This is a genomic window from Brevibacillus brevis (genome assembly GCF_900637055.1).
GTDB classification, from domain to species: domain Bacteria; phylum Bacillota; class Bacilli; order Brevibacillales; family Brevibacillaceae; genus Brevibacillus; species Brevibacillus brevis.
This window is the reverse complement of the sequence record NZ_LR134338.1, coordinates 3,403,728-3,415,594: the sequence shown is the minus strand read 5'-3', so window position 1 is coordinate 3,415,594 and position 11,867 is coordinate 3,403,728. Positions and strand designations below refer to the sequence as shown.

Below are 11,867 nucleotides of genomic sequence, written 5' to 3'. Positions count from 1 at the left end.
CAGCTCATGGACTTTTTTCGCACTCTCCTGTACGATAGCTAACGGAAGAATAATGCATCGGGTGAAAGAAGGAACAATCATGATTCGTTCGTACTTGCTGTTGCTTTTTTGTGTGACGCTGTGGGGCAGTAATTTTGTGTTCGGGAGCATGCTGGTCAAAGAGTTTCCTCCGCTGTTTTTGGCAGATGTACGCTTGCTTTTCACGTCTGTGTTTCTGATCATTTACGCGTGGCTAACCAAAAAATTCGTAAAAATCACCGCTCGTGAGCTAGGGCTTCTTGTTTTGCTCGGATTGATCGGGACGTTGGCAAATCAAACAGCGTATTTCAACGGGCTCTTGACGACTGACGCGACAACGGCATCGTTGATTCTTTCCTTGTCGCCAATCGTTACCGCAGTGCTGGCCTCTTTGTTTTTGAAGGAGCAGTTTACCTTGCGGATGAAGATTGGGTCTGGGTTGGCGCTCCTGGGAACATTCTTCGTAGTCGGTATTGGGGCAGGACTCTCCATTTCCAAAGGAGTCTTTCTCATTGTGATTGCCATGGTCACATTCTCGTCTTCCATGATCATCATTCGCAAACTGACGCAAACGATACAGCCGTTTATTGCCACCGTGTACTCGACGACGGTTGGCACTTTGTTTTTGACTCCTGCGGCCCTGTTGACGATCGAGCCCGGGGCGCAGATCAGCCACGAACTGTGGGCATGGGCGATGCTCATTTTGACCGCGATCCTTATGCAAGGAATATGTGGCATCGTCTGGAATCAACAATTAAAAGTGGTAGGGACGGGCAAAGCAGCTATTTTTCTTAACTTGCAGCCCTTTGTAGCGATGCTGGTCGGGTTTTTGCTGCTTGGTTCGCAGGTGACGTCGATTCAAGTGGGAGGTTCCTTGTTGATCGTCGTGGGTGTGATTGTTGCCAGTGTTCAAAAGAAACAATCTGTTCAGCCATCTAAATCGGTATAGAGCTTACTTGCTCATAAGAAAAGGACCTGATGCGAAGGTCCTTTTTTGCATGGAAGGAATACGAATGGACACTATACGAATTTGTACATCAGGACATCATCTACGTATTCATTCTCAGCCAACTTGAATTCTTTCACTTTTCGTCCTTCTTCCACAAATCCAAGGCTTTTGTATAAAGCAATCGCTCTCAGATTGTTGGAGAACACCCCTAAGCTCACTTTTTCAATGAGCGGATGTTGCTCAGCCCAAGCTAACAACTCCTTCAATAAAACCTTGCCGATGCCCTTATTTCTGTGAGCTTTCTGGATCATCATCGTGATCGAACCTGTATGAGACAAACGTTTGCGAGCCGGAGAAGCGAACACGACCATGCCAGCCAATTCACCGTTTATTTCCGCTACGAGTATGGTTTCCCTGTCATTGTCGATGATGCTTTGTATCCACGCAAGCTGCTGCTCCATGGTTTTGTTGAACTCTTCGGGAACAGCAATAAAAAATTCGTCTTCGCAAACCACATCACGCTGCAAAGATAAAATGGCTGCCGCATCCTCGATACGAACGAAGCGAATGGTCACTTTGTCTTCTGTATGTCTAGTCAATGATTTCACCCCAGTTCGCGGGCTTCCGCTTTGTTTATTCAATACGGCCTATATTTTGAAAGCTTTTCGCAATTGTGCCGACATCTCATCTAACGATTCTTGCGCTTGCTTGATAGTAGTATGGAATCCGATGAAGGAATGGATCAAGCCTTGTTCATTTCGGTAGACGACATCGACACCGCTATCGCGTAGCTTGTCTGCATACGCTTTTCCGCCATCTCGCAAAGGGTCGTATTCGGCTGTAATCACCATGGCAGGAGGCAGACCAGTGAGATCGGCTCCGCTGATTGGATCAAGATATGGATTTTGGAGATCGGCAGGTGGTAGATAATGAGAGAGGAACCAATTCAGCAATTCCACATCCATCAAATAGCCACTCGCATTTTCCTGCATGGATCGATAGGGAGTGGTGTCCACAATTCCTACGGCAGGATAGATTAACAATTGATAAACGATAGATGGGCCCTGTCGCTCTTTAGCCATGAGACTCACGACTGTGGCAAAATTACCTCCGGCGCTATCTCCGCCTACGGCTATCCGCGATGGGTCAATGCCAAACTGATCAGCATGGCTTGAAATATAGAGAAGAGAATCATAGGCATCTTCCAAACCAGCAGGAAAAGGATGTTCGGGAGCGAGCCGATAATCGATAGAAATGACCACACATTTTGCGTTATTTGTGAAGTTGCGACATACCGAGTCTACCGTTTCGAGATTGCCGATCACGAATCCGCCTCCATGATAGTACACGAGTGCAGGGAAGGATGCATCTCCTTCTGGTGTGTATATGCGAATCGAAATAGAACGGCCTTCTAAGGGAAGCGATAGATTCTCGACCTTTTTTACCTGTTCACGTTCCACGCCTGAATCTCGATTTTGATCAGTCGCCATTCTCATAATCTGTGGTGTCAATTGGTTGAAATCAACATCATGGCGCGAGCGGTTGAAGACGTCTAATATTTGTTGAATCTGGGGATGAACGGGCATGTGTATGACCCCCTAATCGTATGATTTTTGGATAACTTAACATGCATGACCAGAATGGAAAGAGGAGAGAGCTGAACAATCTGAAAGAAACAGCACGAGAAAAAGCGCAAACAATGATCCACAAAAGAATTTTTCTGGAAATCACAAGCTTACGCCTTTCTCATGGAGAAACAATTATGTGGTTTGTGGGGAGGGGAGGATACGATAAATCTTCCGTGGGCGCCCTCGGTTTGTAGGCGTTTCTTCCCCAATGAGTTCGATGATGTTGTGCTCTGCTAAATCACTTAGTATTCTTCGCGCATTGCGAGGGGTCATGCCCATCCATTCCGCGATCATCGAAGCGCTGATATATTTTTGCCCCAGTGCTTTTTGAACGGAAATGATTTTGTTAAACGTCGTAATACTGACCCCGGCTTTTTTCAGATTTTCGCTCATTTCTTTGTCCTGTGTCCAATATTCGTAGCTGATGCTGTTCGTTTGACGCAGCGGTCCTTCAATCGAACCGTCATGGTCGACGAGAATGGCGGCATCTCTATGGTTTTTGGCATGGCCGAGAGCGAGCTGTGCATTGCGCTCAGCAGACAATGCTGTGACACCGAAGCCGATTCCCATACTGGCGTTTGAATTGGTAAGCAGCTTGATTTTTTCCAAAAGGATCGTGGGATGAAATTCTGGATTGTCTTCGAATGAACCCCGGGTGGAAAAAATGATGAACTTCGAATTGCCAACGGCGACGAAGCTGCCTGATATCGACTCCGTATAATCCAGCACTAGCTCTTGTAGCTTCAGGTCAAGGCGGCGCAGCTCGTAGGCGTTTGCAGGTTCGTTCACAAGCTTTTCTATGTCGGTTACTTCAATCAATTGAACAGCAATTTGGGAGCGCTTGAAATGAAGTGTCTCGCCCTCCTGCAAAATCTGCTTGAAAATCTCGCGGAAGGTTAGGCGAGTGAAGCCCATGCGGTATACCTTGATTCCTCTTCGCTTCAATTCTTCGGTGACGGATAGCATACCCGTAACACAAGCGTCTACCTTGCCCTCTTGGATGAGGCGGGTGTGATAGTCGACCAAGTGAGCGGTCAGTCTGAATTCTTGATACGGATTCAGATAAGGATTCTCACACTGCATGCCCAATTCCTCCAAGGTTTCACGAAAATGTGCCTCCGATACCGTATCGAAGCTCACACGATCTAATGTAAAACCATCCCGGTATACCATTTCGAGCAAGACTTTCGTAAGCACACTCGCATTGATTTGCGGAAAAAATGCTTTTTGTTTCCGAATATGCTCTTTAGCGATGGAATAGGGACCGACCCCGGAGAAGAACCAGATGTCTATTTCCATTTCATTTTCAGTTACAATGGTCGCTACTTCTTCTACTCGTTGATAAATATGGGGGATGAGCGTCATGCGATCGGAAAACTCACGTCCCACAGCTACCATTAATTCTACGGAATCTTTTGGACCCACTATGCCAACTTTACTAATCATCATGTCCTCCAACTAAGGGTTAAACTACCGGATAAACAATTCGTCACGCAGGAGTTCCATCCTCTTTTCGGCATCCTTGTATGTAAGTCTTTCTTATTTAAGGACGATATATCTCCTTGAAATGGGCGAGATAGCTGTAAAAGACCAGCAAAATTTTTAATAGGGATGTTTTAGGGAAAATTTCCGTATTAATCGTTGTATATTTGACAACTTTCAGCAAATTCCTTTATGAATCGATGTAAAAAATAAAAAAATCAGAATTGACATTAAATAATGACAGCACTATATTGTTGAATTAAGGAATGTTTTAGGTCATTTTCCGTTAAAGAGGTTGTTCAAAAAGGAGGGTAAATTTTCTTAATCTTTTTGCAAGTCTGGACTAGGGGGCTCGTATAGATGTCGCGTTATTTACTTAAAAGAATTCTGATGATGGTACTCACCTTGTGGATTATTGTAACGTTGACCTTTAGCCTGATGCATATGATCCCTGGTGATCCATTCGCGTCAGAGTCAGATCAGTTGCCCGAGCAAATTTTGTTGAATCTGCGTGCCAAATACAATCTGGATGAACCGCTGCCGATGCAGTATATCCTTTATCTAAAAAGTTTGGTCATGTTGGATTTAGGACCTTCTATTAAGTCGGAGACACGCGGTGTCAATGATATGATCAAAGATGGCTTCGGAGCATCTGCACTGATCGGTTTGCAGGCGATAGCGGTTGCCCTTTTTTTCGGACTTTTATTCGGAACAATTGCGGCATTAAACCGAAATACCTGGATTGATTATGCGGCAATGGTCATGGCCGTATTAGGAATTGCTGTACCCAGCTTCATCATGGCGCCATTGCTCATTAATTACTTGGCAATCAAATGGCCGTTATTCCCAGTAGCGACGCTTACCAGCTGGAAACACTCGGTTCTGCCTTCGCTCGCACTTGCTTTTGGACCGTTAGCCATCATTACACGCTATATGCGGACGAGCATGATCGACGTGATGAACCAGAATTACATACGGACAGCTGAGGCAAAAGGAATTCCGACTTTTCTGATAGTAGTCAAGCATGGAATCCGCAACGCGATTTTGCCGATCGTCACGTTTATGGGACCGCTTATCGCCGGGTTGTTAACCGGAACGTTCGTCGTCGAAAAGATTTTTGCGGTACCGGGGATCGGCAAGTACTTCGTCGATGGCATTTTCAATCGAGATTATCCCGTTATTCTGGGAACGACAGTATTCTACAGCGCCATCCTGGTGCTCATTATCTTCTTGATTGATCTGGCCTACATGTTCATCGATCCACGAATCAAACTATCGAGCAGGGGGAGGTAGCCAATGGCGGTAGATCAATCAGTAAATGAGTTGTTTCGACCTAGAGCTCAAAAAGCAGATGGACAGATCGCCCAGATGCGACCGAGCCTGACTCATTTTCAACAAGTAACGAGAAAGCTCGTCAGAAATAAGCTGGCGATGGTGGGCTTGACCCTGATTATTATGCTGATCGCTATGGCGATTATTGGACCACATCTCGTTCCGTACAGCTATTCCGATCAGAGTCTCTTGAATGCGAATCAGGAAATTTCGAGCGAGCATTGGTTCGGAACAGATGAGCTGGGACGCGACATGTTTTCACGGACATGGTACGGAGCGCGGATTTCACTCATTATCGGAATCTCGGCAGCGTTAATTGACTTGATCATTGGTGTGACCGTCGGCGGTATTGCCGGATACATGGCTGGTCGAGGCAAAAAGGGAGACCGAATCGATACGATCATCATGCGATTGATTGAGGTATTGTACGGACTGCCGTACCTGCTCGTGGTAATCATGCTGATGGTTGTCATGGAGCCTGGAATTGTTACCATCATCATCGCGTTGTCCGCAACCGGTTGGGTTGGGATGGCTCGTCTCGTTCGGGGACAAATCCTGCAATTGAAAAACCAGGAGTTCATCATGGCTGCACAAGTGCTGGGTGCCAAATTCCCTCGCATTCTGTTACGCCACCTGATTCCGAACACCATCGGAGTCATCATCGTGAACTTGACGTTTACCATTCCGTCGGCGATATTTGCAGAATCTTTCCTCAGTTTTTTGGGGTTGGGTGTGCAAGCGCCAATCGCTAGCTGGGGAACGATGACGAACGATGCACTCGGCGTCATTTTGACAGGGGATTGGTGGAGACTTTTCTTCCCGGCTTTGATGATATCTTTGACGATGTTTGCCTTCAACGTCTTCGGTGATGGCTTGCAGGACGCATTGGACCCAAGAATTCGCGAGTAACCTCGCCACGAAGATAGGAGGATCAGACATGGCGGATCATTTGCTACAAGTAGAAAACCTCCGCGTACATTTCAAAACGTACGGTGGAGAGGTACAGGCTGTACGGGGAGTTACCTTTCATGTTGATCGTGGCGAGACGCTTGCAGTAGTGGGAGAGAGCGGCTGTGGGAAGAGTGTAACCGCCCAAGCGATCATGGGCTTAATCCCGAACCCGCCAGGAAGAATCGTGGATGGTCAGATTCGTTTTGACGGAAAAGTCATCACGGGGATGAGCAAGAAGGAATTGCTTTCGGTTCGTGGGGCCGAGATCGGGATGGTCTTCCAGGACCCGATGACGGCACTCAACCCGACGATGAAGGTTGGGGCCCAAATCGTCGAGGGATTTGTTCGTACCCATCAGGTCAGCAAAGAAGAGGCGCGTAAAAAAGCGATGGAGATGCTTCGTCTGGTCGGTATCCCCGATCCGGAAAAACGAGTCGATCAATACCCGCATGAGTTTTCCGGGGGAATGCGGCAACGTGTCGTCATCGCGATTGCACTCGCCAATAATCCAAAGCTCGTCATTGCAGATGAACCGACGACAGCATTGGATGTAACGATTCAAGCACAAATCCTGGACTTGCTCCGAGAATTGCAGGAAAAGCAGCAGCTCTCCATCGTGATGATTACACATGACTTGGGTGTCGTAGCCGAAATCGCGCACCGAGCCGTGGTTATGTATGCAGGAATTGTGGTGGAAACAGGCAAGGTAGAAGATATTTTCGCAAATCCGAAGCATCCGTACACATGGGGCTTGATGCGTTCGCTGCCGCGGATCGATGGTGTGGAAAAGGAACGCCTGGTACCCATTGAGGGAACGCCGCCAGATTTATTCCACCCGCCAAAAGGTTGTCCTTTCGCTCCGCGTTGTCAGTTTGCGATGGAAATATGCGAGCAGCAAATGCCGGACGCTTCCACATTCACCGAGGGTCACCAAGCTGCATGCTGGCTACATGATCCACGGGCACCGAAGCTGGAAGAATTGGTGGCAGCAGGGAGGCAGGCGTAGATGAGCCAAGCGTTGGTTGAAGTCAAAAATCTAAAAAAGCATTTTGAGATCGGTAATGGAGTTACGCTAAAGGCGGTCGACGGCGTTACCTTCACGATTAATCGCGGCGAGACGCTTGGGCTTGTCGGGGAGAGCGGCTGCGGAAAGTCGACATTAGGCAGAACGATGATTCGCCTCTATGAAAATACAGATGGAGAAGTTTTGTTCAAAGGCAAAAATGCACACCGTCTAAAAGGGAAAGACGCAGAGCAGTTCCACCGCGACGTCCAAATGATTTTTCAAGACCCGCAAGCAAGTCTGAATCCGCGCATGACCGTCATGGACATTATTGCGGAGGGCTTGGATATTCATGGCTTGTCCCGTGGTGCAAGAGCGGATCGGGTCAAAGAATTGCTGGAGCTGGTTGGCTTGTCTAAGGAACATGCGAGCCGATTCCCTCATGAATTCAGCGGAGGCCAAAGGCAGCGGATCGGGATTGCCCGAGCACTTGCGGTCGAACCGGAATTTATCATCGCGGATGAACCGATTTCGGCGCTTGATGTGTCGATTCAAGCCCAGGTCGTGAATCTTTTGGAAGACTTGCAGCAGGACAGGGGGCTGACTTACTTGTTTATCGCCCACGATCTGTCCATGGTGAAGCATATTTCCACTCGAATCGGAGTGATGTACCTCGGCAAAATGGTAGAAATGGCAAACAGCTTCGAGTTGTACGCAAAGCCACTTCATCCATATACACAAGCGTTGTTGTCCTCGATTCCGATTCCTGATCCGACGATCAAACGTGAGCGCATCATTTTGCAGGGCGATTTGCCGAGTCCTGCCAACGCTCCAAGCGGTTGTGTTTTCCGAACAAGATGCCCGAAGGCCATGGAGCAATGCGCGGCACAGGTTCCTGAATGGCAGGAAGCCGCACCGAACCATTGGGTCGCTTGTCATCTCTATCAGTAGTTCGATTTTCTATCTTAATATATAGGGGGAAACAACGTGAAGAAATTAGCTGCCTTTGCCCTGTCGCTCTCGCTCGTCATTCCGGCTCTGGCTGGTTGCGGCGGTAGTGGCGAGTCAGCATCGACTGGAGGTACCACTACCCCAGGCGCTGCTGCCAAACAAGAAGTAGTGTTCAATGCCAAGTCTGAGCCGCCAGACTTGAACCCGCTCACCTCGACGGATACCACGTCCTTCTGGATCATGGATCATTTGGGAGAGGGCTTGTACACCAAGGATAAGGACGGCAATCCGATCTTGGGACAAGCCAAGGAAGTGAAGCTGTCGGATGACAAGCTGAAGTACACGTTCATTTTGCGCGACGATGTGAAATGGACCAACGGCGAGCCGGTGACAGCTGAGGATTTTGCCTACACATATATGAAGCATCTTGATCCAGCAACTGCTTCGACTACGGCTTACCTGCTCTATTACATTAAAGGAGCAGAAGCATACAACAAGGGCACAGGAAAAGCAGAAGATGTAGGTATTAAGGCTGTAGATGCAAAAACGCTCGAAATCGAGCTGGTTGCACCGACTTCATACTTTGACAAAATGCTGGCTACTCGTTACTGGCACCCAATCAACAAGAAGCAGGCGGAAGCCAATCCAAAATGGGCAGCAAATGCGGACACCTACATCTCCAATGGTGCTTACAAGCTCGTATCCTGGAAGCATGACTCCGAGCTCGTGATTGAAAAGAACGAGCATTATTGGAACAAAGCGGACGTAAAAATGGAAAAGATCACCTGGAAAATGGTGAATGACGCCACGACAGCTTATCAGATGTACAAGAGCGGTGAGCTCGACTTCAACAAAGAGATGCCATCTGACATCCTCGCCCAAGAAAAATCGAGTCCAGACTTTAAATCCGTTCCTTACTACGGTACGTACATGTACATGTTTAACGTAACGAAAGAGCCATTTACGAATAAAAAGGTTCGCAAAGCATTCGCGATGTCGCTTGACCGTAAAGCATTGTCAGAAATGGTAAGCCAAGGCGGAGAGACACCAGCTTACTCCATGGTTCCGCGTGGAGCGATGCAACCAAATGGAAAAGACTTCCGCGAAGAGGGCGGAGACTACTTCAAGGAAGATTACGAAGCAGCGAAGAAGTTGCTGGCTGAAGGTATGCAAGAAGAAGGCTGGTCCACACTGCCAGAAGTTACACTCATGTACAACACCGATGAAAGCCACAAGAAAATAGCGCAAGCGATCCAGGAAATGCTCAAGAAAAACTTGGGCGTAGAAGTGAAAATGACAAACCAAGAGTGGAAAGTGTATCTGGATACAACGAAACAAAAGAACTATCAAATGGGCCGTATGGGCTGGGTAGGTCAAATCAACGACCCTGCGTTTAACCTCGATTACTATTTGGGTGAAAGCCCGAACAACCGTACTGGTTGGGTGAACAAAGAGTATGATCAGTTGAATATGGCGGCAAAAGTTGAGCAAGACCCGAACAAGCGTATGGAACTGCTTCATCAGGCAGAAGCCATTTTGATGGATGAAATGCCATTCATTCCAGTTTACCACTACCAGCAAAACTATTTGGTGAAACCGAACTTGGAAGGGCTCACCTATCCAGTCAACGCGTTCCCAAGTGCTCGCTGGGCAACAAAAAAATAGAAAAAAAGAGGAGCTTCTCCTCTTTTTTCTCTTTACATACTCCAACGTACATCTAGCAAAAGAGGAAAGGATGATTTCTCGTGATTTTGGACTATCTGCAAGTGAAATCCGCCTATCAATTGAAGGTGGTACCGCAGCGTAGAGAGATTACCTTTTTAACGAAGCTGACAGGTATCGCACAGTTGTGGCGCTGGAATGAAGAGTCCAACCAATCGGAGCAAGTGACCTTTTTGCCTGATCGTGTGGTAGAAATTGACCATTCTCCGTGTGGAACGAAAACGATTGTTGGTATGGACAACAAGGGAGACGAGCGGCAGCAATTCTTTTTGTTAACAGAAAATGGTGCAGTCGTGAAGCCGCTGACAGACGCTCCCGCTTATTTTCACTATTTGGGAGGCTGGTCTTTGTGTGGGCAAAAGATCGCGTGGTCCAGTAATCGTCGCAATCCGCGGAGCTTTGATATTTTTGTACAGGATGTCGAGAGTGGTGCGTATGAGGAAGTCTTCCGCTATGACGGGCGGACAGATCCAATTGGCTGGCTGCCAGACGGGACAGGACTCATTTTCAGCGTGCAGGAGACCAACATTGACAATTGCCTGTATTTGTTGAATCTGCAAACGAAGGAAGCACAAAAGCTCGCCATTTGCAGCAAACATGCGCGCTACCATTCCTTGGCACTGTCTAAAGACGGTCAGGTGGGATATCTTGTAACCGACCGCGATGAAAATACGAAAGCGTTGTGCCGCTTTTCACTGTATACAGGAGAGCTGGACCAATTGGTGCATGACCCGAAATGGGACATCGAGGAGACCAAATTATCCCCTGATGAGACGATGCTTGCCTTCACAATCAATGAAGGAGGCTACTCCGTTCTTGCTCTCTATTCCTTGACAGAGCAACGCTGGGAGCGGGTGGAGAAAGCACCGAGTGGAGTGATCTCTTCCTTGGCGTGGGTGAGTGATGATCAGCTCGCCTATACACTGAAAAGTCCTACACTTCCAGGCGACATATGGACGTACTCAATCTCAGAGCAAACCAGCCGACGTGTGACGAACATTGGTCAATCCGATGTTTTGGAGGATAAACTCATCGAGCCGGAATTGTGTAGCTTTCACTCTTTTGATGGCTTGGAGGTGCCGTACTTTCTGTATGCGAAAGATACAGCTGAAAAAGCAGAGAAAAAACCAGTCGTCGTCTACGTCCATGGCGGGCCAGAGAGCCAAATTCGACCGGAGTATCATCCCGTTTTTCAATTTTTGGCGAACGAAGGCTTTACGGTAGTAGCGCCGAATGTTCGCGGCAGTATGGGCTACGGTCGGGAATATGTCCAGCTCGATGATCGTCGCAAACGGATGGATTCTGTAGCAGATTTGGCTTGGCTGGTCAAAGATTTAGGCAACCGCCCAAGCGTTGACCCGAATGCGATCGGCATCATGGGCCGCAGCTACGGAGGCTTCATGACACTGGCTGCGCTTACGCATTACCCTGATCTGTGGGCCGCAGGTGTTGATATTGTGGGGATTTCCCACTTCAAAACCTTTCTGGAGAACACCGGGGCATGGAGACGGAGATTGCGTGAGGTGGAATACGGGTTCCTCGGCGAAGACGATGACTTTTTTGAAGAAATTGCTCCTTTGAATCATTCCCATAAGATCACGGCTCCCCTGCTTGTATTCCACGGGCGCAATGATACGCGTGTTCCTGTCAGCGAAGCAGAACAGCTCGTAGCAGATATGAGAGGCAGGGGACAAGAAGTCGATTTGCACATATTTGAGGATGAAGGTCACTTTACCGAAAAGCTAGACAATCACATCACGTTGAATCAAAAGATTTCCCAGTTCTTTTTGGAGCAACTTGCATCCACCAATAAAATCGAGGAGTGATTAGT

The 11,867-nt window shown here is 47.8% G+C and carries 10 protein-coding genes; 7 read left to right on the top strand and 3 right to left on the bottom strand.

Going from position 1 to position 11,867, the window contains the following annotated elements; all coding sequences use genetic code 11:
- Positions 1 to 79 precede the first annotated feature (79 nt).
- Entirely contained in the window at positions 80 to 967 is an 888-nt protein-coding gene (locus tag EL268_RS16105) for a DMT family transporter (RefSeq protein ID WP_106655078.1), read from the top strand.
- A 71-nt stretch (positions 968 to 1,038) separates the two neighbouring features.
- Here the strand turns inward: EL268_RS16105 and EL268_RS16100 are convergent, their stop codons facing one another.
- From EL268_RS16100 to EL268_RS16090, 3 genes are all read right to left on the bottom strand, one after another.
- A complete protein-coding gene (locus EL268_RS16100) occupies positions 1,039 to 1,566 on the bottom strand; it encodes a GNAT family N-acetyltransferase (RefSeq protein WP_106655080.1) in 528 nt (175 codons plus the stop codon).
- Between the two features lie 48 nt (positions 1,567 to 1,614).
- Positions 1,615 to 2,553, bottom strand: coding sequence for an alpha/beta hydrolase (locus EL268_RS16095; RefSeq protein WP_106655081.1), 939 nt, complete (start codon positions 2,551 to 2,553; stop codon positions 1,615 to 1,617).
- Positions 2,554 to 2,727: 174 nt separating this feature from the next.
- Complete coding sequence (locus EL268_RS16090; RefSeq protein ID WP_106655469.1) at positions 2,728 to 4,038, bottom strand: helix-turn-helix domain-containing protein; 1,311 nt, start codon at positions 4,036 to 4,038, stop codon at positions 2,728 to 2,730.
- Positions 4,039 to 4,437: 399 nt separating this feature from the next.
- On the opposite strand from EL268_RS16090, the gene EL268_RS16085 reads away from it, so the two are divergent.
- From EL268_RS16085 to EL268_RS16060, 6 genes are all read left to right on the top strand, one after another.
- A complete protein-coding gene (locus EL268_RS16085; protein WP_106655083.1) occupies positions 4,438 to 5,370 on the top strand; it encodes an ABC transporter permease in 933 nt (310 codons plus the stop codon).
- 3 nt (positions 5,371 to 5,373) lie between these two features.
- Positions 5,374 to 6,318: an ABC transporter permease gene (locus tag EL268_RS16080; RefSeq protein ID WP_106655085.1), complete on the top strand. Its 945-nt coding sequence runs from the start codon at positions 5,374 to 5,376 to the stop codon at positions 6,316 to 6,318.
- A gap of 28 nt (positions 6,319 to 6,346) precedes the next feature.
- Positions 6,347 to 7,366: an ABC transporter ATP-binding protein gene (locus EL268_RS16075; protein ID WP_106655087.1), complete on the top strand. Its 1,020-nt coding sequence runs from the start codon at positions 6,347 to 6,349 to the stop codon at positions 7,364 to 7,366.
- Positions 7,367 to 8,314 carry an ABC transporter ATP-binding protein gene (locus EL268_RS16070; RefSeq protein WP_106655089.1) on the top strand — a complete coding sequence of 316 codons (948 nt, stop codon included), beginning with the start codon at positions 7,367 to 7,369 and terminating at the stop codon, positions 8,312 to 8,314. It begins immediately after the preceding gene.
- A gap of 36 nt (positions 8,315 to 8,350) precedes the next feature.
- Positions 8,351 to 9,979 carry a peptide ABC transporter substrate-binding protein gene (locus EL268_RS16065; RefSeq protein WP_106655091.1) on the top strand — a complete coding sequence of 543 codons (1,629 nt, stop codon included), beginning with the start codon at positions 8,351 to 8,353 and terminating at the stop codon, positions 9,977 to 9,979.
- 80 nt (positions 9,980 to 10,059) lie between these two features.
- Positions 10,060 to 11,862, top strand: coding sequence for a S9 family peptidase (locus EL268_RS16060; RefSeq protein WP_106655092.1), 1,803 nt, complete (start codon positions 10,060 to 10,062; stop codon positions 11,860 to 11,862).
- The last annotated feature ends 5 nt before the right edge of the window (positions 11,863 to 11,867 follow it).